This window comes from Roseixanthobacter liquoris (assembly GCF_043195135.2).
Lineage (GTDB): Bacteria > Pseudomonadota > Alphaproteobacteria > Rhizobiales > Xanthobacteraceae > NCEH01.
Genome location: NZ_CM195537.1, coordinates 329,829 through 356,346 on the forward strand (window position 1 = coordinate 329,829; position 26,518 = coordinate 356,346).

Consider the following 26,518-nt stretch of genomic DNA (forward strand, 5'->3'; position numbering starts at 1 on the left):
GGAACAAGCGAGCCCTCTCCGGAGGCGGCTCGCGCGCTCCCTCGAACCCCCGGCATTTCGCGCGGGCGGCGGCGTTTGCGTCGCTCGCGGGGATGCGGCCTAGCGAAACGGACGGCCCATGTCCAATCCGAGCGCGACTCGCGCTGCGGGCGAGCTTGCGCGCCTGCGGCGCTGCATTTCCGCCATCGAGCGGCGCGTGGACGCCCCGCCGACCCGCCCCCCCGTGCCCTGGTCGGCGGGCGAGGCGGTGGAATGGGACGAGGAGGCGCAAAGCCAGGAAATCCGAAGCCAGGAGATCGGGAACCAGGAGATCTGGAACCAGGAGATCTGGAGCCAGGAGATCTGGAGCCAGGGGAATTGGACCGGCGGCGATCGAGGCCAGAAAAGCCGGGATGAGGAAGGCCGGGATGAGGAAAGCCCGGCCGGCGCGGCGCGGGCGGGAGCGCGAGCGTCCGCGCGCGGGATTTGCGTCCCGGCAAGGCCGATCCCGAGCGGCTCCGCCGGGGCGGCGCGCGCCCCCTCTGCCCCGTCTCCCCCGCAGACCTCCGGCGGCAATCCGGCGCCCGGCGGGAGCGAAACCGGCGCCCCCGTACAGGACCAGGCGCCGCTCGATGATGCCGGCCCCGCCCTTGCCCCGCCCCACCCGCTTCTGCCCCTCGGCATCCCCCCGCTGGATGGGGCGCTGGGGGGCGGGCTCGCCCTCGGCGCGCTGCACGAGGCCGCCGCCCGCGGCCCCGGTGCGGAAGGCGCCCTCACCGCCTTTGCCCTCGCGCTCGCCGCCCGCGCCGCGTTCCAGCTCAAGCGCCCGGTGCTGATGGTGCAGCACGAGCTGGCGGAGCTGGAGGCCGGCAGCCTCTATGCGCCCGGCCTCGTGGAACTCGGCCTGTGCGACGGCGCGCTGGTTCTGGTGCGGGTGCACAAGGCGCAGGACGTGCTGTTCGCCATGGAGGAGGGCCTCAAATGCGGCGGGCTTGCCGCCGTGCTCGGCGAAGTGGGCACGGCCTTTCCCGAACCCCTCACGGCGACCCGGCGGCTCTCCCTCGCGGCGCGCGCGCACCCGGTGCTCGGCCTGCTGCTGCGCCAGAGGCCGGACGGCGCCGCCTGCGCCGCCCTCACCCGCTGGGCGATCGCCCCCGCCGCCAGCACGCCGCGCGATTCTTATGGCGGGCTCGGCCTGCCGACCCTGGAGGCCGCCTTGACGCGCAACCGCCTCGGCCCGCTGGGACGCTGGACCCTCTGCCTTGCCGGCCCCGCCTTCCTTTCGGCCGCGCCCAGCCCCGCGCTTCCCCGCCAGGCCCGCGAGGCCGGATCATGACCCCGTCCCCCGCGCCCGGCCGGCGCTATCTGTGCCTGTGGCTGAACCACCTTTCCACCGACCGCATCGCGCGCAGCTTGCCGCTGGAGCTGCGCGCGGCCCCGCGCGCCACCCTGGTGCTGGAGAAAAGCGCGCTGCGGCTCGCCGCGCTCAACCCCGCCGCGCGCGACCTCGGCCTCGTGCCCGGCCTCTCCCTGGCGGACGCCCGCGCGCGCCATCCCGAGCTTCAGGTGGCGGACCATGCACCCGAGGCGGACGCGCGCCTGCTCGGCCATGTGGCCGACGCCTGCGAGCGCTATACGCCGCTGCTCGCCCTCGATGCGCCGGACGCCCTGATGCTGGATGTGTCCGGCTGCGCCCATCTGTTCGGCGGCGAGCGCGCTCTGGTGGGCGACCTGCGCGCACGCGTCGGCGCACGGGGCTATGCCACCCGCGCCGCGCTCGCCTCCACCCTCGGCGCGGCCTGGGCCCTCGCGCATTTCGGCGCCCGCCCGGCCCTGGTGGTGGAAGAGGGCGCCGACCTTGCCGCTCTGCTCGCCCCCTTGCCGCTCGCCGCCCTGCGGCTGGAGGCGGGCGCCCTCGCCGCCCTGGCCCGGCTCGGCTTCACGCGGATCGGCGATCTCGCCGGCAAGCCGCGCGCGCCGCTCACCGCGCGCTTCGGCACCGATTTGCTGCGGCGGCTCGACCAGGCCACCGGCCTCGCGCGCGAAGCGGTGGAGCATCGCTTTCCCCCGCCGCGCTTCTGCGCCGAGCGCAGCCTCTCCGACCCCATCGAGCGGACGGAAGACGTGCTGGGCCTCGCCCATCATCTGGCGACCAAGCTGGCCCCCGCCCTGGAGCGCGCGGGCAAGGGCGCGCGGCGCCTGGAACTGACCCTGTTCCGAGTGGATGGGCAGGTGACACGGCTGACGGTCGGCGCGAGCCGGCCGCTGCGCGATCCCCTCGCCATCCGCCGCCTGTTCGCGGAGAAGATGGCGCAGGTGGCGCATCTCGACGCCGGCTTCGGCTTCGATCTGCTGCGCCTCGGCGTCACTTTGGCCGAGGACATGGCGCCCCACCAGCACGGCTTCGATGCCCGGCAGGCGGAGGAAGCCGCGCTGGACGGCCTCGTGGACCGGCTTTCCGCCCGCTTCGGCGCCGCGCGGGTGCAGCATCTCGGTGTTCTGGACGCGCATCTTCCCGAAGAGGCCGGGCAGGCGACCGCCCTGGCGCGCCGGCGCCTGCCGTTCGATGCCGGCGCGCTCGCCGACCCGGCGCGGATTCAGGCGCAGATCCTGGCCGGGAGCGAAACCCTGGAAGCCGGGCCAGGCCAAGCTTTTGCCTCCATCGACAAAACCACCCCGCCCCTGCCGTCGCAGGGCGCGCCGGCGCCGGGCGGAAGGCAACGAGAGCAAGGGGGAGGAGAGTCGCAAGGGGAAGACAGCGGGCAGGACGAACGGGCGGGGCAGGCAATCCCCTTCCCCGCGCGCGCCCGCTCCGCTTCGCCCCCCGCCGATGGGGATCGCCCGTCCCCCGTCCTGATCCCCGTTTCGATCCCTTTGCCCCGCGCGTCCGCCATCCGGACCGGGGCGGCCGAAACGCGCCCGCCGGCCCCGGCAAGGTCCGCAGCAGCCGGGGGCGCTCGGGAAAGTCGCGCACCGCAAAGCCCCGCCGGCGCTCTTTCTCTCACAGCCGATGTCCCCCAGCCGAAAGACCCACCGGAAGACCCGGCGATGCGCCCGCCCGCGCATCCCCCCTTCGCCACGCCGCCGGCCCGCTCGGAAACCACCGGCGCGCACCTGGCGCCTTCTCCTCCCACCCTCAGGGACCGGGACCCGGCGGCGGACGTTCCCCTCGCTCCGGGCGCGATCCCGCCGGCGCGGGCGGCAGCGCGGCGCGCGCCGGCGCCTCCCGCGCCGGCCGAGCGGCCCGATGCCGATGGCGCCGTGCGGCCGCAGCGCCTGTTCGCCGTTCCCGAAGCGGTGGAAGCCGTGGCCGAGGTGCCGGACGGCGCCCCCGTGCGCTTCCGCTGGCGCCGCCGCCTCCACCTTGTGGCGCGCGTGGAAGGACCCGAGCGCATCGCCGCCCCCTGGTGGCGCGAACCCGCCCTGCGCCTCACGGGACTGCCGCCCGCCGCGGAGCCCGGCGCCGGGCGCCAAGGTGCGCTTTCCACTCCGACCCGGGATTATTTTCGCGTGGAAACAAAAGAGGGGCTGCGCCTCTGGCTGTTCCGCGCCGGGCTCTATGGCGCGGAAACCAGCCGCCCCGCCTGGTATGTGCACGGGCTGTTCGCATGAGCGGCGATCTTCTCACCCCCGCTTTCGCCGGCCGCTCCGGCCCGAGCGCCGCCTCGCCCGCCCCGCCGCCTTATGTGGAGCTGGCCGCCACCAGCAATTTCTCCTTCCTGCACGGCGCCTCGCACCCGGAAGATCATGTGCGGCAGGCGCACGCGCTCGGCCATCGCGGCATCGGCATCGCCGATCGCAACACATTGGCCGGCGTGGTGCGGGCCCATTCCATGGCGAAGGCGCTGGATTTTCCCCTCGCCATCGGCGCCCGGCTGGTGTTTTGCGACGGCACGCCGGACATCCTCGCCTATCCCGTCGACCGGCCCGCCTACGGCCGGCTCTGCCGCCTGCTCACCACCGGCAATATGCGGGCGGAAAAGGGGGATTGCCGCCTCACCCGGGCCGATCTGCTGGATTTCCAGGACGGCCTGTGCCTCGCCGTGCTGCCACCGCGCCGGCTGACGGAGGCGTTTGCGGAACTGATTAGCCAGCTAAATGAGGCCGCGCCGGACCGGACATGGCTCGCCGCCGCGATCGCCCATGGCGGGGATGATGCCCGCCGCCTCGCCCGCCTCGCCGACTTCGCGCGGCGCGCGCGCCTGCCCGTCCTGGCGGTGGGCGACGCGCTCTATCATGCGCCGGAGCAGCGCCCGCTGCATGACATCCTCACCTGCATCCGCACCCATGTGACGCTGGATGCCGCCGGCACGCGGCTCGCCCCCAATGCCGAGCGCCACCTCAAGCCGCCCGCCGAGATGGCGCGCCTGTTCCGCGCCCTGCCGGGGGCGATGGCGGAAAGCCTCGCCTTCTTCTCCCGGCTCGATTTTTCCCTGGACCAGCTCAAGCCCACCTATCCGCGCGAGGCGCGCGACGGCTTCGCCTCCCCGCAAGAAGCGCTGGAAGCGCTGGCCTGGGCGGGCGCGCGCACGCGCTATCCCGAAGGCATACCGGACAAGGTGAATACCACCTTGCGCCACGAACTCGGCCTGATCGGCGAGCTCGGCTATGCGCCCTATTTCCTCACGGTGGACGAGATCGTGCGCTTCGCCCGCGGCGCCGGCATCCTGTGCCAGGGGCGCGGCTCGGCGGCCAATTCCGCGGTGTGCTTCTGCCTCGGCCTCACCGAGGTGGACCCGATGAAATCCGCCCTGCTGTTCGAGCGCTTCATCTCCCGCAACCGCAACGAGCCGCCCGACATCGACATCGATTTCGAGCACGAGCGGCGCGGCGAGGTGCTGCAATTCGTCTACCGGCGCTATGGCGCGGCCCATGCGGGGCTCGCCGCCACCACCATCACCTATCGCACCCGCTCGGCGGTGCGCGAGGTGGGCAAGGTGCTCGGCCTCTCGGAGGATACGGTGGGCGCGCTCTCAGGCTCCATCTGGGGCTGGTCCTCCGACGGGGTGAAGGCGGAGGAGGCGGTGCGCCTCGGCCTCGACCCCACCGACCGGCGGCTGTCGCTGACGCTGGAACTCTCCCGCGCGCTGATCGGCTTTCCGCGCCACCTCTCCCAGCATGTGGGCGGCATGGTGGTGACCCACGACCGGCTGGACGAGACCGTGCCGCTCACCCGCTCGGCCATGGACGAGCGGCCCATCATCGAATGGAACAAGGACGATCTGGAAGCCGTCGGCCTGCTGAAGGTGGACGTGCTGGCGCTCGGCATGCTCACCGCCATCCAGAAGTGCTTCGCCTTGCTCAACGCCCGGTACGGACACGCTTTCAAGCGCATCTGCGACATCCCGCCGGACGATAAGCGCGTCTACGCCATGCTCCGGCGGGCGGATTCCATCGGCGTGTTCCAGGTGGAAAGCCGGGCCCAGCAGACCATGCTGCCGCGCCTGAAGCCGGAAAAATTCGAGGATCTGGTGGTGGAGGTGGCGATCGTGCGCCCCGGCCCGATCCAGGGCGGCATGGTGCATCCCTATCTGCGCCGCAAGCAGGGGCTGGACAAGGTGGTCTATCCCTCGCCCGAGCTGAAGGAGGTGCTGGAAGGCACGCTCGGCGTGCCGCTGTTCCAGGAACAGGCCATGCAGATCGCCATCGTCGGCGCCGGCTTCACGCCGGAGGAGGCCGACAAGCTGCGGCGCGCCATGGCCACCTTCAAGCATGTGGGCACCATCGACACGTTCAAGGACAAGCTGATCCGCGGCATGCTGGCCAAGGGCTATGAGCGCGCCTTCGCGGAAAGCCTGTGGCAGCAGATCAAGGGCTTCGGCTCCTACGGCTTTCCCCGTTCCCATGCCGAGAGCTTCGCGCTGCTGGTCTATGTCTCGGCCTGGATCAAGTGCCATTATCCCGATGTGTTCGCCGCCGGCCTGCTGAACGCCTGGCCCATGGGCTTCTATGCCCCCGCCCAATTGGTGCGCGACGCTGCCGAGCACGGCGTCGAGATCCGCCCCGCCGATATCAATTCATCGCACTGGGACCATACGCTGGAAGCGGAGGACGGCGCCGCTGCCCTTTCGGCCCCTCCCGCAGAGGCTGTCGATCACGGGCTCTCCCTCCTCAAGGCTATGCCCCCCCTCTCCCGCTTGCGGGGGAGGGCTGGGGAGGGGGAAGAGGGAGGACGTGCAGAATCGGAACGGCCCGGAGGAAGAGAAGGCGCACCGGTGTCCCGCCCGCAAAGCCCCCATTCCCCTCCCGCCGCACGCCCGTGCCCCGAGGCGGCGTGCCCCCTCCCCAACCCTCCCCCGCAAGCGGGAGAGGGCGCAAGGGTGGCGCGCGCCGCCGGGCGCATTCATCCCCGCCATGGCGACATGGCCGGCGATGTGAGGACAACCCATGCCCTGCGGCTCGGCCTGCGGCAGATCGAGGGTCTGCACGAGGAGGCGGGCCGGCGCATCGCGGCCCTGCGCGGGCCGGGCTATGATTGCGTGCGCGACCTGTGGCTGCGCACCGGCCTGTCACCCGCCGTGCTGGAGCGCCTCGCCGATGCCGACGCCTTCCGCTCCCTCGGGCTCGACCGGCGCGCCGCGCTCTGGGCCGTGCGCGGCCTGCGCCGCGCCGGCGACAAGGACGACCTGCCCTTGTTCCGCGCCGCCGCGGCGGCCCGCGAAGAGAGCATCCGCGAGGCGGAGGTGGCGCTTCCGGTCCTGCCGCCGGGCGCGCAGGTGATTGCTGATTACCGGCATCTGAAACTGTCGCTGAAATCCCATCCGCTGGCCTTCCTGCGCGCCCGGCTCACCCGGCGCGGCGTGACGCCTAACGGGCGCCTGCCGGAGCTGGCGAGCGGGCGCCGCCTCACCCTCGCCGGGCTGGTGCTGGTGCGCCAGCGGCCGGGCACCGCGAGCGGCGTCATCTTCATGACCATCGAGGACGAGCAGGCCTTCGCCAATGTCATCGTCTGGCCCCGCGTGTTCGAGGCCTTCCGCCCGCAGGTGATGGGCGCGCGCCTCGTGGGCGTCACCGGCCGGCTGCAGAACGAGAGCGGCGTCATCCATCTGGTGGCGGAGAAGATCGAGGATTGGAGCCATCTCATCGACGAACTGGACCGCGACGGCTCGCCCATAAATCCCGCCATGCCGCCCGACGAGGCCAAACGCGGCCCCGGCCGCGATCCGCGAGAGACAAGCGGCCCCGGCCGCGATCCAAGAGAGACAAGCGGCCCCGGCCGCGATCCGCGCGACCCCAAAGAGGCGCCGCACCGCCGGCGCCCCGCCCCCCTGGTGCCCGCCAATGCCCCCGCCTTGCCGAAAGGACGGAATTTCCATTGAGGCCACCGATCGCGCGGTCGATCCCGCGGCGGCAAGCCACCGGCTGTGACGGTATCGCGCGGCCGCGAAAGGCAAAACCTAATTGACGCGGAAACGCCCCTGGGCTCACCTCCGCCCATGACCTATGTGCTGCTCCTCGTCGCCATCACGGCGGAAGTCATCGCCACCTCCGCCCTCAAGGCGGCGGAGGGATTCAGCAAGCCGCTGCCCTCGGTGATCGTGGTGATCGGCTATGCGGTGGCGTTCTATTGCCTCTCGCTCACCTTGAAGGTGCTGCCGGTGGGCATCGCCTATGCCATCTGGTCGGGCGTCGGCATCGTGCTGGTGGCCGCCATCGGCCTCGTGGTCTACGGGCAGAAGCTGGATCTGCCCGCCGTCATCGGCCTCGGCCTTATCATCGCCGGCGTGCTGGTGGTCAACCTGCTGTCGAAGAGCGTGCCCCACTAGGACCCGATCGGGTTCGGCAGCCTCAGGCCGCGCGCGAACCCGGCAGCAGCAGGTCGATCACCCGCCCCGTGGCCCGCACCTGGGCCTGGAACACGGTGCGCGAAACCCCCTGCGCATCCGCCGCCGCCTCCCGCGCCAGGGAAAGCGCCGTGGGATAGGGCGCCGTCAATTGCGCCACCACTTCGTCGGATTCGAACTTCAGGTCGGCGTCGAACTTGCGCGCGATCTGCTGCATGCGGCGGTTGTGGGCGAGGCAGTTCATATAGAGCGTGCGGATGCCGCGATTGCGCGCGGTGAGCAGGGTGCGCTCCATCAATTGGGTGCCGAAGCCGCCGTTCTGGAACGCGCTCTCCACGCTGAACGCCGCCTCGGCCTCACGCGGCAGGACGCCGGAGAAGGGATAAAGCTCCGCCGCCGCCCGCAGCACGCCGTCGATGAAGCAGCCGTGGACCACCGCGCCGGAGCGGAACACGCGCTCGGCATAATGCTCGATGAAGGATTCCGATACGGCGGAGCCGAACCGGTTGCGCCGGCTTTCCTTATCCAGCCGCAGAAGATGTTCGCGGAACAGCTGGGCCTCTCCGGCCCAGAGCTTGCGGATGATTCCAGGCGCAACCTGATCGTTCATGGTGGTCTCCTGACCTATGGTCCGGACCCCCCGGTTCCTCTGTCCGCAATCTATGTGCAATGCAGCAAAGGTCAAGGACATTGACCCATCCGCCCCCCGTCAAGCCCCCGCCGCCTCCGCCGGCAATGGGCCTAATAATTTGACATCCCTCAATTTCCTACCGCCATGCGGCGCGCGCAAACCTGCTGCGCCGCAGCAATAGCCGGGCCTTTACGCGGTTTTAGCGGATCAGGATGGCGCGGAAATCATTCACATTGGTCAGCGTCGGCCCGGTCATCACCAGCCGGTCGAGCTTCTGGAAGAAGCTGTAGCCGTCATTGTTGCCGAGATGATCGACCGCCGAAACGCCGGCCGCGCGCGCTTGGGCGAGGATCTGGTCGTCGAACCAGGCGCCGGCATTGTCCTCGGTGCCGTCCACCCCGTCGGTATCGCAGGCGATGGCGGAAATGCCCTTGGCCTCCTTCAGCGCGAGCGCCAAGGCGAGCAGGAATTCCACATTGCGCCCGCCGCGCCCGGTGCCGCGCACCGTCACAGTGGTCTCGCCGCCGGACAGCAGCACGCACGGCGCCTTCGCCGGCTCGCCGTGGGTCGCCGCGCTGAAGGAGATGCCGGCGAAGACGGTGGCCGCCTCGCGCGCCTCGCCCTCGATGGCATCGCCGAGGATGACGGTCGAAAGGCCGAATTCCTTTGCCTTCTCCCGCGCCGCATGCAGCGCCATCATGGGGGTGGCGATCATGTGCACCTCCTGCCCCGGCAGGGCATCGCCGGACACCGTGTTGGCGCGGATCACCTTTTCCATCTGCGCGCTCACCGGCACGTCATAGGCGCGCATGAGGGCGAGCACCGCCTCGGGATCCGACTTTTCCGGAATGGTGGGGCCGGAGCCGATGGCGCGCGGGTCATCGCCCGGCACGTCGGAGATGAGATAGGTCACGCAGCGGGCCGGGGCGATGGCCGCCGCGAGGCGCCCGCCCTTGATGGCCGACATGGATTTGCGCACCTGGTTCATGATGCCGATGGGCGCGCCGGACTTCAGGAGGGCCTTGTTGAGGGCCTGCTTGTCTTCCAGCGTCATGCCTTCCGCCGGCAGGGTGAGCAGGGAGGAGGCGCCGCCCGACATCAGGCAGATGACCAGATCGTCCGGCCCGGCCGAGCGGGCCAGCTCCAGGATGCGCTGCGCCGCCTTGAGGCCCGCCGCGTCGGGCACCGGGTGGGAGGCCTCCACGATCTCGATCTGGCGGGTTTCGCAGCCATGGCCGTAGCGCGTCACGATCAGCCCCTCGCAGGGCTTCTGCCAGGCGTCCTCGAACGCGCGCGCCATGCGGGCGGAGGCCTTGCCGGCGCCGATGACGATGGTGCGCCCCTTCGGCGGCTCCGGCAGGCGCCCGTCGAACTTGCCCTCGGGCAGGGCGGCCGCGAGCGCGGTCTCGAACAGAGCGCGGAGAATTTCCTTATCGGACGGCATGGCGGCTCCCTTGGCCCCCGCGCGGGAGGGCGACATCCCGCGCCCTTAGGGCTTGTGGGATTCATTATTTCATCCCGTCACTAGCGCCCCGAAAGGTCGGGATCAATGGCCCGCGCCCGCGAAATCGCGGCGCGGCCTGCGGGCCGCACCGGGGTAGGCGGTTTAGACTTTCGTCTGAGCCATAAGAAAGCAGGTGGCCTTTGCCGCCGAAGGCGCTAGCCTTCCGGGAAAAGACACAACGATATCGGAGGAGCGTTCATGAAAAGCTGGAAGATGGCTGCCCTGTCGGTCGCGCTGGCCTGCGCGCCCGTGGCGGCGCAGGCGGCGGAATTCGTCAACATCCTCACCGGCGGTACCTCGGGCGTCTATTACCCCATGGGCGTCGCCATTTCGAACATCCTGTCCACCAAGGTGGCGGATGTGCGCCCCTCGGTGCAGGCGACGAAGGCCTCGGTGGAAAATCTCATCCTGATCCAGCAGGGCAAGGGCGAGATCGCCTTCACCCTCGCCGACAGCCTCGCCGACGGCTGGGCCGGCAAGGAGGAGGCCGGCTTCAAGGCGCCGCTCAAGAAAGTGCGGGCGCTCGCCGCCATCTATCCGAACTACATCCAGATCGTCGCGTCCAAGGACAGCGGCATCAAGACCCTGGCGGACCTGAAGGGCAAGCGCCTGTCGGTCGGCGCGCCGAAATCCGGCACCGAGCTGAACGCCCGCGCCATCCTCAACGCCGCCGGGCTCAAATATGAGGACCTCGGCAAGGTGGAATATCTCCCCTTCGCCGAATCGGTGGAGCTGATGAAGAACCGCCAGCTCGACGCCACCCTGCAATCGGCCGGCCTCGGGGTGTCCTCCATCAAGGACCTCGCCACCGCCGTCGAGATCAATGTGGTCGAGATTCCGAACAGCGTCGTCGACAAGGTGGGCACGCCCTATCTGAAGACCGTGATCCCCGCCGGCACCTATACCGGCCAGGACAAGGACGTCGCCACCGCCGCCGTGCCGAACTTCCTGGTGGTGCGCGAGGACATGAAGGACGCCGACGTCTATGCCATGACCAAGGCGATCTTCGAGAATCTGCCGGACCTCCAGGCCGCCCACGCCGCCGCCAAGGCGATTTCGCTCCAGGGCGCCATGAAGGGTTCGCCGGTGCCGTTCCATCCGGGCGCGGAAAAATACTTCAAGGAAAAGGGCGTCTCGCCCTGACCTCTGGGAAGATGACGTGAACGGGCGCGCCCCAAGCCCTTGATCTGGTGGATCAATTTTTCGAAACGGATGGGCGACCATCCGTTTCGGCTGATCCGCCAGCGGTGCGCCCGTTTCCCATTCCCGCCGCCGGACGCACGGGCAGGACCCGCCGGCCGGTCCGGCCCGGACGACCCGGAGCCAGCGATTTCTGGAGCCAGTGAAGATGAGCGCGCCGAGCCTTTCCGCCGATGCCGACGTCACGCCCCCGCAGAGTTTCGCGCCCATCGACGACATGGAGCACGGCCTGCCGCCAGGGTTCGGCGAGGGGCTGAAGGGCCAGATCCTGTTCTGGATCGCCATCGCCTTTTCCGCCTACCAATTGTTCGTCTCCACCTATGCCATCCTGCCGAGCCAGGTGATCCGGGGCCTGCATGTGGGCTTCCTGTGCCTGATCGCGGCGGCGCTGATCGCCAATCACCGCAGCACGTCGCGCCTCACCCTGGCGCTCGGCTGGGGCGTCGGGCTCGTCGGCTTCTCCACCGGGCTCTACCAATGGATCTTCTATAACGACCTGATCCTGCGGGCCGGCGAGATTTCCAACGCCGACTTCGTGATGGGCATCGCGCTGATCGTCGTGGTGTTCGCAGTCTCCTGGCAGATGATGGGCCCGGCCCTGCCGCTGATCTGCGGCGCCTTCCTGGCCTATGGCCTGTTCGGCCAGTATCTGCCGGCGCCGCTGGACCATCGCGGCTATTCGCTGGAGCAGATCGTCGAGCAGATGTCGTTCGGCACCGAGGGCATCTATGGCGTGCCGATCGCGGTCTCGGCCACCTATATCTTCCTGTTCGTCCTGTTCGGCACGTTCCTGGAGCGGGCCGGCATGATCCAATTGTTCAACGATCTCGCCCTCGGCCTGTTCGGCCGCGCGCGCGGCGGGCCGGCGAAGGTGGCGGTGTTCTCCTCCGCGCTCATGGGCACCATTTCCGGCTCGGGCGTCGCCAATGTGGTCACCGTGGGCCAGTTCACCATCCCGCTGATGAAGCGCTTCGGCTATTCCTCCTCGTTCGCCGGCGGGGTGGAGGCGACCGCCTCCATGGGCGGGCAGATCATGCCCCCGGTCATGGGCGCCGTGGCCTTCATCATGGCCGAGACCATCGGCGTGCCCTACGCCACCATCGTCAAGGCGGCGATCATTCCCGCCATCCTCTATTTCGCCTCCGCCTTCTGGATGGTGCATCTGGAGGCCGGCAAGCGCGGCCTCATGGGCATTCCCAAGGACAAGATCCCGCTCATCCTGCCGGCCCTGCGCAAGGGCTGGTACCTGCTGCTGCCGCTGATCGTCCTGGTCTATCTGCTGTTCGCCGGCTACACGCCCCTGTTCGCGGGCGCCGTGGGCCTGGCGCTGACCGTGGTGCTGATCCTCGGCCAGAGCATCGCACGCGAGACCGCCGCGCCGATGATCCGCCTCGCCTTCTGGATCGCGCTCGGGCTCGTGTGCGCGGCCTTCTTCGAATTCGGCGTGGTCGTGATCGTCGCCCTGGTGGTCGCCCTGGTGGTGGGCAACCTGATCACGCGCGGCGGGCGGGCAACGCTCGCCCTGTGCCGCGACGGGCTGGCGGAAGGCGCGCGCCAGGCGCTGCCCGTGGGCATGGCCTGCGCCATCGTCGGCACGGTGATCGGCGTGCTGACCCTCACCGGCTCGGCCACCATCTTCGGCGGCTGGGTGGTCTCCATCGGCAAGGAGACGCTGTGGCTGTCGCTGCTGCTGACCATCGTCACCAGCATCATTCTCGGCACCGGCATCCCCACCATCCCCACCTATATCATCACCGCCTCGCTGGCCGCGCCGGCCCTGCTCACGCTCGGCGTGCCGCTGATCGTCAGCCACATGTTCGTGTTCTATTACGGCATCATCGCCGACCTCACCCCGCCGGTGGCGCTCGCCGCGCTCGCGGCGGCGCCCATCGCCAAGGCATCGCCCGACGCCATCGGCTGGCAGGCGTGCCGGATCGCGCTGGCCGGCTTCCTGATCCCGGTGATGGCGGTCTACGAGCCCACCTTGATGCTCCAGCAGGGCGGGGAGATCGCCGCCCAGTACGGCTATTGGGTCGAGGTGGCCTATGTGTTCGCCAAGGCCTGCATCGTCATCGGCCTGCTGGGGGCGGTGGCCATCGGCTGGCTGTTCGGGCCGCTGTCGATCATTGAACGGGTGGTGGCGGCGATCGCGGCTTTGCTGTTCGTGGCCTCGGTGCCCATGTCGGACGCGGCGGCATTCGCCCTGTTCGCCGCCTTCCTCGCCTGGCACATGATCCGGACGCGCAACGCGCCGGCCCGCCCGGCGTGAGCCTCGTCTGCCTGGCCGGCGGCGGGGTGACGCTCCGCCTCGCGGCCCTGATCACCCTGGCCTGGACCCATTCGGTGCAGAAGACCACCTGGGAGGAGGATTGGCGCGCGACGCCCGCCGGCCTGGTGCTCGCCGAAATGCGCATCGAGGGGTCCGGCGCGGGCATGGAGCCGCCCGAAGGGGCGGTGCTGAAGGACGGGCGCTATGTCGCCCATCCCGCGCTGGCGCCGCAGAAGCAGATCGTGATGCGCCGTTCCGGCGCCACGGCGGATTATCGCGTCTGCATCGACGGCGCCTGCCGGCCCATGGGGGCGCTGTTGCCGGAAAGCGCCGACCCGGTGACGCTGTCGGCCTGCGAATGAGACGCCCTGTGCAAGGCCGGGGGCGCGGGCTTATATGGCGGCCATGAGCAGCCCTCTCGTGTTCGACCGGCCCTTGCTGCGCCGCCGCCTCGCCCGTGCCGCCACCCTCGGCCCGGCCGATTTCCTGCTGGAGCGCGTCGCCGAGGATGTCGGCGACCGGCTGCTGGCGGTGAAGCGCGATTTTCCCCGCGCGCTCGATCTCGGCAGCGCCACCCCTGCCGTGGCGGAGACACTCGCGCGCCATCCCGGCATCGAGACCGTGTTCCGCGCCGCCCCGCTCGCCGCCGCGGCGGGCCCCGGCTTTCCGGCCGTGGTGGCGGACGAGGAGGCCCTGCCCTTCGCCGAAGGCGCGCTCGACCTCATCGTTTCCGGCCTCTCGCTCCAGCATGTGAACGATTTGCCCGGCGCGCTCACCCAGATCCGCCGCGCGCTGAAGCCGGACGGGCTCTTCATCGCCGCCCTCGTCGGCGGAGCGAGTCTCGCCGAACTGCGCGAAGTCTTCGCCATCGCCGAGAGCGAGACCACGGGCGGCCTTTCGCCCCGCGTCGCGCCGTTCGCGGATGTGCGAGACATGGGCGCGCTGCTCCAGCGGGCGGGCTTCGCCCTGCCGGTGACCGACGTCGACCGGGTGGTGGTGCGCTATGGCTCGCCCTTCACCTTGTTCGCGGATCTGCGCCGCATGGGGGCGGCCAATGCGCTCGCCGAGCGGCGGCGCGTGCCGCTGCGCCGCGCGACGGTGCTGCGGGCGGCGGAACTCTATGCGGAGCGCTTCGCCGATGCGGACGGCAAGGTCCGCGCCACGTTCGAGATCGTCTGGCTGTCCGGCTGGGCGCCGCACGAGAGCCAGCAGAAGCCGCTGCGTCCCGGCTCCGCGCGCATGCGCCTCGCCGACGCGCTCGGAACCAAGGAAGTGAAGACCGCGGGGGATTCCCCGTCCGGGTCGGAACAGCCAGAATAGACCGCGTTTCGCGTCGCGCGCGAACATCTGAGGGGGAGCCATGTCCGGGTTCGTGTTCAACACCACGCCGAGCATCGTCTGCGCCAGCGGCGCGGCGCTGCGGGTGGGCGATCTGTTCGCGGCGCGGGGCGTGTCGCGCATCCTGATCGTCACCGATCCCGGCATCGTCAAGGCGGGCCTTCTGGCGCCGACCCTGGAAGCCCTGCGCACGGCGGAAATCGCCCATCGCATCTTCGACCAGGTGGTGGCCGACCCGCCGGAGGACGTGGTGTTCGCCGCCACCTCCGAAGCCGTCGCCATGGGCGCGCAAGGCGTGCTCGGGCTCGGCGGCGGCTCCTCGCTCGACGTGGCCAAGCTGGTGGCGCTGCTGGCGCTCGGCCAGGAGGCACTGACCGAAATCTACGGCATCGGCATCGCCAAGGGGCCGCGCCTGCCGCTGATCCTGGTGCCCACCACGGCCGGGACCGGCTCGGAGGTCACGCCCATCTCCATCGTCACCACGGGGGAGACGGTCAAGAAAGGCGTGGTCTCGCCCTGCCTGATCCCGGACGTGGCGCTGCTGGATGCCGACCTCACCCTCGGCCTGCCGGCCCATGTGACGGCGGCGACCGGGGTGGACGCCATGGTCCATGCCATCGAGGCCTATGCCTCGGCGAGCCCGAACAACAATCCCATCTCGCGCGGCCTCGCCAAGGAGGCGCTGCGATTGCTGGGGGCGAACATCCGCACGGCGGTCCACCAGGGCACCGACCGGCCGGCGCGCGAAGCCATGCTGCTCGGCTCGCTGCTGGCGGGGCAGGCATTCGCCAATTCGCCGGTGGCGGCGGTGCATGCGCTCGCCTATCCCCTCGGCGGGCATTACCACCTGCCCCACGGGCTCACCAACGCCCTTGTGCTGCCGCACGTGCTGCGCTTCAACCTGCCGGCCGCCGCGCGCGCCTATGCGCAGATCGCGCCCCATGCCTTCCCGGACATTGGTGAAGGCACGGACGCGCAGGTGGCGGAACGTTTTGTCGAGCGGCTGGCCGCTCTCGCCATCGATCTGGGCCTGCCCCGCTGCCTGAGGGAAGTGAACGTGCCGGAACACCATTTGCCCATGCTCGCCGCCGACGCCATGAAGCAGAGCCGCCTTCTGGTGAACAATCCCCGCCCCGTCCACGAGGCGGACGCGCTGGCCATCTATCAGGCGGCCTGGGCATGAGCGGCGCGGGACAAGAGGGCAAAAGCGCGGGGCGCGAGCAGCCGGCGCTGATCTCCGCCTTCCCGCACCTCCTCACCATCACCACCCGCTGGGCGGACATGGATGTCTACGGCCACGTGAACAACGTGGTTTTCTATTCCTATTTCGACACGGTGGTGAACGAGTATCTGATCGCCAAGGGCGCGCTGGATTTCGAGAAGAGCCCGGTCATCGGCCTCGTGGTGGAAACCCGCTGCGCCTATTTCGCCAGCCTCTCCTATCCGGCGGTGGTGCAGGCGGGCCTTCGGGTGGCGAAGCTCGGCTCCAGCTCGGTGCGCTATGAGATCGGCCTGTTCCAGGGCAGCGACCAGGCGGCCGCGCAGGGGCATTTCGTGCACGTCTATGTGGATCGCACCACCCGCCGCCCGGTGCCGCTGCCGGACGCGCTGAAGGCGGCCTTGCTGCCGCTGACCTGACTCCTCCCGTGTCCCGGCCAAGTGCAGCGACGGCACAGCCAGCGCGGAACGCGAGCCGGGACCCAGCGCAAGGGATTGCCGCAGGCGCTTCAGCGCGGAGAGCGCCGCATGTCGCGGGGGCACAGGCGCTTCAACCCATAAAAGCGCGCAGCGCGTTTGTCTGCTCCGCAGAAATCTCGCGCTGGGTCCCGGCTCGGCGCTCCGGCATCGCCGTCGCTGGGCCGGGACACCTCAAGGGGATCACCTGCCGGACGATCCGAAGGCCGCCTTGCTGCCGCTGACCTGAGTCCCCCCGTATCCCGGCCAAGTGCAGCGACGGCACAGCCGACGCGGAACGCGAGCCGGGACCCAGCACAAAACACCGCCGCAGGCGCTTCAACGCGGAGAGCGCCGCATGTCGCGGGGGCGCAGGCGCTTCAACCCATAAAAGCGCGCAGCGCGTTTTGTCTGCTGCGCAGAAATCTCGTGCTGGGTCCCGACTCGGCGCTCCGGCATCGCCGTCGCTGGGCGGGGACACCTCAAGGGGATCACCTGCCGGACGATCTGAAGGCGGCATTGCTGCCGCTCGCCTGAGTCCCCGTGTCCCGGCCAAGTGCAGCGGCGGCACAGCCGGCGCGGAACGCGAGCCGGGACCCAGCACAAGAGATCGCCGCAGGCGCTTCACCGCGGAGAGCGCCACAAAACGCCGCCGCAGGCGCTTCAACCCATAAAAGCGCGCAGCGCGTTTTGTCTGCTCCGCAGACATCTCGCGCTGGGTCCCGGCTCGGCGCTCCGGCATCGCCGTCGCTGGGCCGGGACACCTCAAGGGGATCACCTGCCGGACGATCTGACGGCCGCCTTGCTGCCGCTCGCCTGAGACCCCCCGTGTCCCGGCCAAGTGCAGCGACGGCACAGCCGGCGCGGAACGCGAGCCGGGACCCAGCGCAAAACACCGCCGCAGGCGCTTCAACGCGGAGAGCGCTGCATGTAGCAGGGGCGCAGGCGCTTCAACCCATAAAAGCGCGCAGCGCGTTTTGTCTGCTGCGCAGACATCTCGTGCTGGGTCCCGGCTCGGCGCTCCGGCATCGCCGTCGCTGGGCCCGGACACGAAGATGCGGATGCGGCGAGGCCTTCCCTACGGCCCCAGCAGGTCGATCAGCGCCGGGATCAGCGGCGCGTCGGCGGGCGGCATGGGCAGGTCGCGCAGCTTCGCCGGGCGCAGCCATTTCAACCCGGAATGCTCGCGCGCCACGATCTGCCCCTCCCAGCGGCGGCAGATCCACAGCGGCATCAGCAGGTGGAAGGTCTCATAGCCGTGGCTGGCGAAGGTGAGGGGGGCAAGGCACGCCTCCTTCACACTGATGCCGAGTTCCTCGTCCAGCTCGCGGATGAGGGTGTCCTCCGGCCGCTCGCCCGCCTCCACCTTGCCGCCGGGAAATTCCCAGAGGCCGGCCAGTTGCTTGCCTTCCGGGCGCTGGGCCACCAGCACCCGGTTGTCCACATCGACCAGCGCGCAGGCGGCGACGAGGACGATCTTCACGAGCGGTAGTCGCCGTTGATGGCGATGTATTCCTTGGTGAGGTCGCAGGTGAGCGCGCGGAACTTGCCGTCGCCGAGCCCGAGGTCCACCCGGATGTCGATCACATCGCCCTTCATATATTGGGACACCGTCGCCTCGTCGTAATCCGGGTCGCGGCCGCCGTGGGCGGCCACCTGGATGTCGCCGAAGGAGATGGCGAGCAGGTCGCGGTCCGCCGGCTCGCCGGCCTTGCCCACCGCCATCACCACCCGACCCCAATTGGCGTCCTCGCCGGCCACCGCGGTCTTCACCAGGGGCGAATTGGCGATCGACATGGCGATGCGCCGCGCCGACTTCTTCGATACCGCGCCGCTCACATGCACGCGCACCAGCTTGCGGGCGCCCTCGCCGTCGCGGGCGACCTGTTCGGCGAGATCGGCCATCACGCCCTTGAGCGCGGCGCGGAAGCCTTCCACGCGCGAATCGTCCCAGCGCTTGATGGTGCCGACGCCCTGCGCCTTGGCGGCGCCGGTGGCGAACAGCAGCAGCGTGTCGGAGGTGGAGGTGTCGCCGTCCACCGTCACGGCGTTGAAGGTGCCGCCCACGGCCTTCGACAGCATCTTCTGGAGCACGTCGGCGGCGATCGGCGCGTCGGTGACGATGAAGGAGAGCATGGTCGCCATGTCGGGCGCGATCATGCCGGCGCCCTTGGCGATGCCGGCGATGGTCACGTCCACTTCCCCCAGCTTCACCGTGGTGGTGGAGAGCTTGGGGAAGGTGTCCGTGGTCATGATGGCGCGCGCCGCCTCGGTCCAGTTCTCGCTGGCGAGGCGGGTGGCGGCGTCCGCGAGGGGGGCTTCGAACTTGTCGGCATCCAGCGGCTCGCCGATCACACCGGTCGAGGCCAGGAACACTTCCGAGGGCTTGCAGCCCAGCGCGGCGGCGGCATATTCGGCCGTGGCGGCGGTGGTGTCGCGGCCGGCCTCGCCGGTGAAGGCGTTGGCATTGCCGGAATTCACCACCAGGGCCCGCGCCCGGCCGCCGCGCAGCGCCGCGCGACACCATTCCACGGGCGCGGAGGGGCACAGCGAACGCGTGGTGACGCCGGCGACCGTGGTGCCGGGCGCGAACGCCATCAGCAGCACATCCGTGCGGCCCTGGTATTTGACGCCGGCGGAGGCGGTCGCGAACCGGACGCCCCCGACGGGCGGGACATAGGGAATCAGCCGGGGGGCGAGCGGGGACAGGGGAGCGGACATCGGCATGGCCTTCCGTGAATGGCGGGCGACATGTGCCGCAGGCCGCGCCCGCAGGCAAGCGCTTCGCGCGCAGAGCGGCCCTTCGCACGCGCATTCCGGTTCCTGCATGGGCATTCTGGATGGCCTGCGTGCGGCGGCCTTGCCTCGCTGTGCCACCCATGCCACGGTCGGCGCCATCTCGCACTGCTTTCCCTCAGGGGCCATGCCACTGCTTTCCCTAACGGATCTCGCCCAGACCGATCTTGGCCCCTGGCCGGCCCTCGGCTACCAGGGCAGCCCGCTCGACCGCGCCGCCCATCTGCGCGGCACGGTGGACGACCTCGCAAAGCGGGCGGATGCCCGCTTCTATCTCCTCGGCGGCGAATGGGTGGTGCTCCATCCCGGCGAGCCGCTGCGCGACCCGCTCTTCACGGCCGACGCGGCGACCGCGCTCGGTGCCGGCAAGCGGATCTTCCTCGGCCTCGCCGACGGCGCGCCGCGCTTCGCCGCGCGGGTCGATCCGGCGGAGAAGGACCGGCTGGAGGCGCGCGGCCTGCTGGTGCCGGATCTGCGCTCCACCGCCGTGCAGGGCCTGGTGTCCACCGACCATCTGGCGGCGCTCGCCTGCGGCAAGGCCATGCTCGCCTGGCACGGGCGGCATCGCTTCTGCGCCAATTGCGGCACCCGCACCCGCGCCATCGAAGGCGGCTGGCGGCGCGATTGCCCGAGCTGCGGGGCCCAGCATTTTCCCCGCACCGATCCCGTGGTGATCATGCTGACCTATCGCGGCGATGAATGCCTGATGGGCCGCGCGCCGCATTTCGCGCCGGAAATGTGGTCCTGCCTCGCCGGCTTCGTCGAGCCGGGCGAGACCATCGAGGAAGCGGTGCGGCGCGAGACGCTGGAGGAAACCGGCATCACCACCGGCGCGGTGCGCTATCGCTGGTCCCAGCCCTGGCCCTATCCCATGTCGCTGATGTTCGGCTGCATCGCCGAGGCGACCTCGCAGACCATCACGATGGACTCGAACGAGCTGGCGGGCGCCCGCTGGTTTTCCCGTGCGGAAACCGCGAAGATGCTGGTGCGCGCGCACCCCGACGGGCTGTTCGTTCCGCCGGCGAACGCCATCGCCCATCATCTGATCCGCGCCTTCGTCGAGGGCGCCACCGTCTGAAAGAGCACCCGTGCCGGATCAACACCCCAGCTCCGGACCCGAGATCCAGAACCGGCCGCAGCAGGACGACGCACGGCCCGCGCACCCTCGCTCCCCCCGCCTGCATTGGCGCGGCGCCCTGCGCGCGGCCCTGCGGCCGGTGCGCAGGTTGATCGCCCCGGAGCGCGGCACCGCCCCCCGGCCGGTGCGCCGGCCCTCCACCCTGGTCTATGGGCTGGAGGACAAGGTTCCGCTCTCCGCCCTCATCCCCCTGTCCACCCAGCATGCCATGCTGGCCCTGACCTTCCTGATCTATCCCATCGTCGCCGCCACCGAGGCGCGGCTGCCGGAAGACCAGGTCGAGGCCATGCTGAGCGCCTGCGCCATGTGCATCGGGTTGACCACCATCATCCAGTGCGCGCGGACGCGCTTCGGCAGCGGCTATCTGGGAATCCATATTCCCGCCGCCGGCGCCATTCCGCTGGCGGTGCAGGCGCTCACCATCGGCGGTCTGGGCCTGATGGCGGCGACGACGATCCTGGTCGGCGTCTGCCAGCTCTTCATGGCCCGGCTGGTGCGGCCGCTGCGCGTGCTGCTCCCGCCCGAGGTGTGCGGCGTCGCCGTCACCATGCTCGGCGTCTCGCTGGCGAGCCCGGCCCTGCGACGCGCGCTCGGCCTGGAAACCGGCAGCACGCAGGTGGAGCTCGGGCCGCTCGCCGTCTCCATGGTGACGCTGGCGCTGATCGTGTGCGTCACCGTGTTCGCGCCGCGCCGCTTCAAGCTGTTCGCGGTGCTGGTGGGCGCCTCCAGCGGCTGGGCGCTGGCCTCCCTCAGCGGCGTCGACCCCATCGACCTGGGCGCCACGCTGGCCAAGGCGGATTTCGTCGCCCTGCCGCACCTGCAATTGCCCTCGCTGGCGCTGGAGCCGCGCCTGTTCCCGCTGGTGGCCCTGCTGGTGATGATGGGGCTGGTGGACGTGCTCGGCGTCACGGTCTCGCTGGAAAAGATGAACGATGCCGAATGGCGCCGCGCCGACATGAGCGCGGCCGGGCGCGCGGTGACCGCGTGCGGCATCGGCAACATCCTCAACGGCATGACCTCGGGCTTCCAGTCCGGCCTGTCCTCCTCGGCGGTGGGCCTCGCCTTCGCCACCGGGGCGACCGCGCGCAGCATCGGCATTCTCGCCGGCGGCGTGATCTTCGCCACCGCCTTCTTTCCGAAGGCGATCATGGCGCTGACGCTGATCCCCTCGCCGGTGATCGGCGGCATCCTGCTCTACACCTCCGCCTATCTGCTGGTGGCGGGCATGGATCTCATCCTCTCCCGCCGGCTCAGCGAGCGGCGGGTGTTCCTGGTGGGACTCTCGGTGCTGGCGGGCCTCTCGGTGGCGCTGCTGCCGCTGAAGGGGCAATTGCCGTTCTGGATCCAGCCACTGTTCTCCACCCCGCTCACCGTGGCGGCGTGCAGCGCCATCGCGCTGAACCTGCTGTTCCGCATCGGCATTTCCAAGGAAAGCTCGTTCCAGGTGCCGGAGGGGGCGAACGCCTTCCTCACCGCCCAGGATTTCCTGGAACGCCAGGGGGATTTGTGGGGCGCGCGGCGCGACGTGATCGCCGCCGCGATCCCGGTCGCGGCGCAGGCGCTGGAGGTGATCGTCGACACCGGCATCGCCGAAGGGCCGGTGGAATTGCGCGCCCGCTTCGACGAGAGCCACCTCGACGTGTTCGTCCTCTATGACGGGGAGGTGCTGGAGGTGCCCAAGGAGCGCCCCTCCCCCGAGGCGCTCTTGGGCGACGCCAAGGAGGTCGCCGGCTTCGCCGCCTATCTGCTGGTGAAGCTGGGCGACCGGGTCACCTTCGGCCGGGCGGCCGGGCGCGCGCGCATCACCCTGCGCTTCGATCATTAGGGGCGCGGACGGCGTTTCGCGAAGATTCGTGGAGCTTGCGCGGAACACGCGGTTTCTTCGCCCGAAGGAGCGCGGAACAAGGCTTCTCCGCGCGCTTCGTCTTCCCCGCGCCGATGTTTCACGTGAAACATCTGGCCCGGCCGGGCCCTAGTCGCCGCGCACGATGGTGCGGCGGAAAGGGTGCGCGGGATACACGCCGAGAATGCGTAACTCCCTGGAAAAGAACGCCAATTCTTCCAGTGCCCGCTTCACCGGGAGATCGTCCGGGTGGCCCTCCACCTCGGCATAGAACTGGGTGGCGGTGAACTCCCCGTCCATCTGGTAGGATTCCAGCTTGGTCATATTGACCCCATTGGTGGCAAACCCACCCATGGCCTTGTAGAGCGCCGCCGGCACATTGCGCACGCGGAACACGAACGAGGTCATCACCGGCCCGTTGTCCGCCGCCGCCCATTCGCCCTCGCGCGCCAGAATCACGAAGCGCGTGGTGTTGTGGCTCTCGTCCTCGATATTCTCCGCCAGGATTTCCAGCCCGTAGAGCTCCGCCGCGAGGCGCGAGGCGATGGCGGCGCGGGTGACGTCCCCCGCCTCGGCGATCTCGCGCGCGGAACCGGCCGTATCGGCTCCGATCACCGCCGTCAAACCGAGCGTGCGCAACGCCTTGCGGCACTGGCCGAGGGCCATCACATGGCTCTGGGCGGTCTTCAGCGTGGCGAGGCTCGCCCCCTTCACCGCCATCAACTGATGGGACAGCGGCAGGAAGAATTCGCCGATGATCTTCAGGCTGGCGCGCGGCAGCAGATGGTGGATGTCCGCCACGCGGCCGGCGACCGTGTTCTCGATCGGGATCATGGCGAGATCGGCCGTGCCGCCCTCCACCGCCGCGAACGCATCTTCGAAGGTGTGGCAGGGCACCACTTCGTAATCGGGATAGGTCTCGCGGCAGGCGATATGGGAATTGGCGCCCGGCTCTCCCTGGAAAACGATGCGGCGGGTCATGCCTGCGTCCTCATGCCAAAATCCTCATGCCAGATCTCCCGATGAGCGCTCCGCCGCGAGCAGCGCACGCGCCCGTTCCAGATGGGCCGGTGTATCCACGCCCAGCGGCACCGCGTCCACCACCGCCACATCGATGCGCATGCCGGCTTCCAGCGCGCGCAGCTGCTCCAGCTTCTCGCGCTGCTCCAGCGGCGAGGGCGCGAGCGCCACGAACCGCGCGAGCGCCGCGCGGCGATAGGCATAAAGGCCGATGTGGTGGTACAGCGGCCCCTCGCCAAAAGGCGCGGTGGCGCGGGTGAAATAGAGCGCCCGCAACAGGCCGGGCGCGATCGGGGAACCGACCACCTTCACCACGTTCGGGTCGGTGCGCTCCTCCTCCAGCACGATCTGCGCGGCCAGCGTCGCGATGTCCACCGCCGGATCGGCGAGCGGCGCGAGGGCCCGGGCGATGGTGGCGGGGGCGATGGTGGGCAGGTCGCCCTGCACATTGACCACGATCTGGACCCGCCCCTGCGGGTCGAGCTGCGTCAGCGCCTCATGGATGCGGTCGGAGCCGGAGGGATGGTCGGCGCGCGTCATCACCGCCTCCAGGCCGGCGCCGCGCACCGCCTCTGCAATCTCCGCGGCATCGGTTGCAACCGCGACGCGGCCGATATTGGCTGCGACTGCTCGCCGCGCCACTTCCACGATCATGCTGCGTCCGCCCACGTCGGCGAGCGGCTTGCCGGGCAGGCGGGTGGCGGCCAGACGGGCGGGGATCAACACCAGAACTTCCGCAGCGTTCATGATCGTGGCAACCTTGGGGCGGGAATGCGCCGCGACTGGCGCGAAACGTGGCATTGGGGCGCGCCTTATACGGGTTGCACGGCGCCAATCAAAGTGATTAGTGTCCGACCGGCTGCGCCTTAATTGGGGCGACGGCCCAAGTTTTTGCCGGTCGACCGCGAATTTAGGGGCTCCGAGGAGCGAAGCGCCGATGGATAGTTTCGAATTGAACAAAATCGCGGGGGCGCTGCTCGGCACCCTGACGCTGACGATCGGCCTCGGCATCGTTTCCGAAATTCTCTTCGCACCAGAAGCGCCCGCCAAGCCCGGCTATGAGATCGCCGTGCCGGAAGGCCCGGCCGGCGGCAATGTCGCGGAAGCCAAGCCCGCCGATGTTCCGATCGAGCAGCTGTTCGCCACGGCTTCCATCGAGAAGGGCGCGAACGTCGCCAAGCGCTGCGCCTCGTGCCACAACTTCCAGGAAGGCGCCGGCGCCAAGGTCGGCCCCGACCTCTACGGCGTCGTGGACCGCAAGAAGGCGAGCGTGCCGGGCTTCGCCTATTCGGCCGCCATGCAGGCCAAGGGCGGCGATTGGACGCCGCAGGACCTCAACACCTTCCTGACCAATCCCAAGGCCTATATCCCGGGCACGGCCATGGCGTTCGCCGGCATTCCGAAGGAAAGCGAGCGCGCGGACCTGATCGCCTATCTCAACTCGCTCGCGCATTCGCCCAAGCCCCTGCCGACGGCTTCCGCCGCGGCCCCGGCTGATGCCAAGCCTGCCGACGCCAAGCCTGCCGACGCCAAGCCTGCCGACGCCAAGCCCGCCGACACGAAGCCCGCGCACTGAGGCGGCCGCCATCGGTTGCGGCGCGCTAACCATGGCGCGCCGGGCCGGAGCGGCCATCCGGCGAGCGGTTCGGTCCGAAACGCTCCGGCAAGAATGCGCCGGCAAGGGCCTGGTAAAAAAGCCCAAAAAAAAGCCGGCCGCAGGGCCGGCTTTTTCGTTTCCGCTTCAGATGGCACCCATCTGGCGCCACATGGGAAGGCGATTCTCGAAGCACCATTGCACGCTTTCGGCGACGACGGCCCGGGCCTCGCCGGGGTTTTCGATGCGCTTGCCGTCGCGCATCAGCGGCACCGCGTCCGCCGCCATGCAGGCTTCCACATGGGCCAGCACCGCCGGCAATTCCGCCGCCACACCCTGGGCAAGGCCGTCATAGACCAGGGCTTCCATGGTGGTGAGGGTCAGGCCCGAACCGGTGAGCGGCGCCGCCACCACCGCCGTTTTCGCCCGCTTCTCCGCGACCTCGCGTACGGCGGCGCGGTTCAGCGCAAGGCTTTCTGCATTCGCGCCGGTCTTCAGGCCGAACGGCACGGGGAGCGCCTGCGCGCTGCCGACGAGGATGCCGGCCAGCTCCACGAGGGAAGGACTGCCCACCTGTCCCCGCAGCGCCGGCAGGTCCGCAAGCTCGCCGAGCGTGCGCGGCCGCTCGGCCAGCGCCTCGAACACCGGGCGATAGAAGCGCTCTTCCAGCTGCGCCTTGCCGGCGGGCACGTCGAGCGTGGTCTTCGTGTCGGCCAGCGGCACACTCAGGGCGAGGGCGAAGTCGCGCAGCCGTGCGTCGCGCACCGCATCCGGCATGCGGCGGGCGCCGCGCACGAAAATGTCGCGGCGGAACGGCCGGTTCACCAGATAATCCTTCACGCTCTCCCGCAACGGCCCGGCGGGCACGGTGGCGAGAATGTCCCGCTGGGCGGGCTTGAACAGCAGGTCTTGAAAATTCTCGATCAAGGTCGCCGAGCCGACAAAGCCGAGCTTGGCCTCGCCCAGCAGGCGCGCGGTGTCCATATGGTAGAGCGGCTGCCAATTGGCATTGAGATATTCATGGGCGAGATAGACCGCCTTCTCGTCGCCCGCATGCTTGGCGGAACCGGCGCGCAGCTGCTCGAACAGGGTGGACGAACCCAGCACGCCGGACCCGGCCTTCTCCAGCCGTTCGGCGAAATCCAGCGCCTGCATGGCCTGCACGTCGCTGCGCTCATGGCTGAGCGCCGCATGTTCCAGCATCAACCGCTGGAGCGGCAGAATGGCGGTCCAGCCGGGCATGGCGTTGTAGCTCAGCGACACGAGGCCGCCCGGCTTCACCCGCCGCGCCAGGAAGGCGGTGATGGCGGCGCGGTGTTCGGCGCTCACCCAGGACCACACGCCGTGCAGCGTCACCATGTCGAACGCCGGCAGGTCGGCCTTCTCCGGGTCCAGCATCTCCTCGAAGCTCAGTTCGAGGAACTCCACATTCTCGATGCCCGCCGCCCGCGCGGCGCCGCCGGCCCGGGCGATGTGGGCCGGGTTGAAATCCACCGCCACCACGCGCGCCGCCGGATTGGACGCGGCGACGACATTGGCGGTGACCCCCTGCCCGCAGCCCAGCTCGCAATAATCGAACGTATCGCCGAGCAGCGGCGGTTCGATCCCGTTGATGAGGCAGGCCAGGATCAGATGCCCCGGCGTCTGCTCCACATACATGCCGGGAAGATATTCGATGTCGCTGACATAGCCGGAAGCCCAGGAGGTCATGAGGTGCACGCTTCGATGTGAAAGGGAAGGAACGGGCC

Annotated in this window: 20 protein-coding genes; 13 read left to right on the forward strand and 7 right to left on the reverse strand. The window is 69.9% G+C overall.

The genetic code is table 11. The features are described from left to right. Window positions 1-118: 118 nt before the first annotated feature. The 4 genes from V5F84_RS01490 to V5F84_RS01505 all read left to right on the forward strand — a co-directional run bounded on the left by V5F84_RS01490 (window position 119) and on the right by V5F84_RS01505 (window position 7,745). Window positions 119-1,315 (forward strand): ImuA family protein, encoded by a 1,197-nt coding sequence (locus tag V5F84_RS01490; RefSeq protein ID WP_394045318.1) that lies wholly within the window; start codon window positions 119-121, stop codon window positions 1,313-1,315. Continuing rightward, the gene (locus V5F84_RS01495; RefSeq protein ID WP_394045316.1) at window positions 1,312-3,591 is read left to right on the forward strand and encodes a Y-family DNA polymerase; all 2,280 of its coding nucleotides are present in this window, start codon (window positions 1,312-1,314) and stop codon (window positions 3,589-3,591) included. Before V5F84_RS01490 ends, V5F84_RS01495 begins: the two co-directional genes overlap by 4 nt. Then, window positions 3,588-7,298: an error-prone DNA polymerase gene (locus V5F84_RS01500; RefSeq protein ID WP_394045314.1), complete on the forward strand. Its 3,711-nt coding sequence runs from the start codon at window positions 3,588-3,590 to the stop codon at window positions 7,296-7,298. The genes V5F84_RS01495 and V5F84_RS01500 overlap by 4 nt, the downstream gene beginning before the upstream one ends. A 117-nt stretch (window positions 7,299-7,415) precedes the next feature. Next, on the forward strand, window positions 7,416-7,745 hold the full coding sequence (locus tag V5F84_RS01505) for an SMR family transporter (protein ID WP_394045312.1): 330 nt from the start codon (window positions 7,416-7,418) through the stop codon (window positions 7,743-7,745). Between the two features lie 22 nt (window positions 7,746-7,767). Here the strand turns inward: V5F84_RS01505 and V5F84_RS01510 are convergent, their stop codons facing one another. Next, entirely contained in the window at window positions 7,768-8,373 is a 606-nt protein-coding gene (locus tag V5F84_RS01510) for a GNAT family N-acetyltransferase (RefSeq protein WP_394045310.1), read from the reverse strand. Between the two features lie 220 nt (window positions 8,374-8,593). Beyond that, the gene (locus V5F84_RS01515) at window positions 8,594-9,838 is read right to left on the reverse strand and encodes a glycerate kinase type-2 family protein (protein ID WP_394045308.1); all 1,245 of its coding nucleotides are present in this window, start codon (window positions 9,836-9,838) and stop codon (window positions 8,594-8,596) included. Between the two features lie 258 nt (window positions 9,839-10,096). Here V5F84_RS01515 and V5F84_RS01520 point away from each other — a divergent pair, with 258 nt between their 5' ends. The 6 genes from V5F84_RS01520 (at window position 10,097) to V5F84_RS01545 (ending at window position 16,343) form a co-directional block, all read left to right on the forward strand. After that, window positions 10,097-11,041, forward strand: a complete 945-nt coding sequence (locus V5F84_RS01520) for a TAXI family TRAP transporter solute-binding subunit (protein ID WP_394045306.1) — start codon at window positions 10,097-10,099, stop codon at window positions 11,039-11,041. Between the two features lie 205 nt (window positions 11,042-11,246). Further along, window positions 11,247-13,367 carry a TRAP transporter permease gene (locus V5F84_RS01525; RefSeq protein ID WP_394045304.1) on the forward strand — a complete coding sequence of 707 codons (2,121 nt, stop codon included), beginning with the start codon at window positions 11,247-11,249 and terminating at the stop codon, window positions 13,365-13,367. Beyond that, a complete protein-coding gene (locus V5F84_RS01530; RefSeq protein WP_394045302.1) occupies window positions 13,364-13,729 on the forward strand; it encodes a DUF1850 domain-containing protein in 366 nt (121 codons plus the stop codon). Before V5F84_RS01525 ends, V5F84_RS01530 begins: the two co-directional genes overlap by 4 nt. A gap of 34 nt (window positions 13,730-13,763) precedes the next feature. Continuing rightward, window positions 13,764-14,687 (forward strand): methyltransferase domain-containing protein, encoded by a 924-nt coding sequence (locus tag V5F84_RS01535; RefSeq protein ID WP_394045300.1) that lies wholly within the window; start codon window positions 13,764-13,766, stop codon window positions 14,685-14,687. A gap of 40 nt (window positions 14,688-14,727) precedes the next feature. Beyond that, window positions 14,728-15,888: an iron-containing alcohol dehydrogenase gene (locus tag V5F84_RS01540; protein WP_394045298.1), complete on the forward strand. Its 1,161-nt coding sequence runs from the start codon at window positions 14,728-14,730 to the stop codon at window positions 15,886-15,888. Further along, complete coding sequence (locus V5F84_RS01545) at window positions 15,885-16,343, forward strand: acyl-CoA thioesterase (RefSeq protein ID WP_394045296.1); 459 nt, start codon at window positions 15,885-15,887, stop codon at window positions 16,341-16,343. Before V5F84_RS01540 ends, V5F84_RS01545 begins: the two co-directional genes overlap by 4 nt. A 1,114-nt stretch (window positions 16,344-17,457) precedes the next feature. On the opposite strand, the gene V5F84_RS01550 is transcribed toward V5F84_RS01545, so the two are convergent. After that, window positions 17,458-17,862 (reverse strand): (deoxy)nucleoside triphosphate pyrophosphohydrolase, encoded by a 405-nt coding sequence (locus tag V5F84_RS01550; RefSeq protein ID WP_394045294.1) that lies wholly within the window; start codon window positions 17,860-17,862, stop codon window positions 17,458-17,460. After that, complete coding sequence (argJ, locus tag V5F84_RS01555; protein ID WP_394045292.1) at window positions 17,859-19,100, reverse strand: bifunctional glutamate N-acetyltransferase/amino-acid acetyltransferase ArgJ; 1,242 nt, start codon at window positions 19,098-19,100, stop codon at window positions 17,859-17,861. The genes V5F84_RS01550 and argJ overlap by 4 nt, the downstream gene beginning before the upstream one ends. 202 nt (window positions 19,101-19,302) lie before the next feature. Here argJ and nudC point away from each other — a divergent pair, with 202 nt between their 5' ends. Both nudC and V5F84_RS01565 read left to right on the forward strand, forming a co-directional pair. After that, window positions 19,303-20,253 carry an NAD(+) diphosphatase gene (gene nudC / locus V5F84_RS01560; protein ID WP_394045290.1) on the forward strand — a complete coding sequence of 317 codons (951 nt, stop codon included), beginning with the start codon at window positions 19,303-19,305 and terminating at the stop codon, window positions 20,251-20,253. Between the two features lie 10 nt (window positions 20,254-20,263). Continuing rightward, on the forward strand, window positions 20,264-22,138 hold the full coding sequence (locus V5F84_RS01565; RefSeq protein WP_394045288.1) for a uracil-xanthine permease family protein: 1,875 nt from the start codon (window positions 20,264-20,266) through the stop codon (window positions 22,136-22,138). A 147-nt stretch (window positions 22,139-22,285) separates the two neighbouring features. On the opposite strand, the gene V5F84_RS01570 is transcribed toward V5F84_RS01565, so the two are convergent. Both V5F84_RS01570 and V5F84_RS01575 read right to left on the reverse strand, forming a co-directional pair. Then, on the reverse strand, window positions 22,286-23,137 hold the full coding sequence (locus tag V5F84_RS01570) for a prephenate dehydratase (RefSeq protein WP_394045286.1): 852 nt from the start codon (window positions 23,135-23,137) through the stop codon (window positions 22,286-22,288). Between the two features lie 24 nt (window positions 23,138-23,161). Beyond that, window positions 23,162-23,923, reverse strand: coding sequence for a 3-deoxy-manno-octulosonate cytidylyltransferase (locus V5F84_RS01575; RefSeq protein WP_394045284.1), 762 nt, complete (start codon window positions 23,921-23,923; stop codon window positions 23,162-23,164). Window positions 23,924-24,113: 190 nt separating this feature from the next. On the opposite strand from V5F84_RS01575, the gene V5F84_RS01580 reads away from it, so the two are divergent. Beyond that, on the forward strand, window positions 24,114-24,752 hold the full coding sequence (locus tag V5F84_RS01580) for a c-type cytochrome (RefSeq protein ID WP_394045282.1): 639 nt from the start codon (window positions 24,114-24,116) through the stop codon (window positions 24,750-24,752). Window positions 24,753-24,917: 165 nt separating this feature from the next. On the opposite strand, the gene V5F84_RS01585 is transcribed toward V5F84_RS01580, so the two are convergent. Then, on the reverse strand, window positions 24,918-26,480 hold the full coding sequence (locus V5F84_RS01585) for a methyltransferase regulatory domain-containing protein (RefSeq protein WP_394045280.1): 1,563 nt from the start codon (window positions 26,478-26,480) through the stop codon (window positions 24,918-24,920). Window positions 26,481-26,518 lie beyond the last annotated feature (38 nt).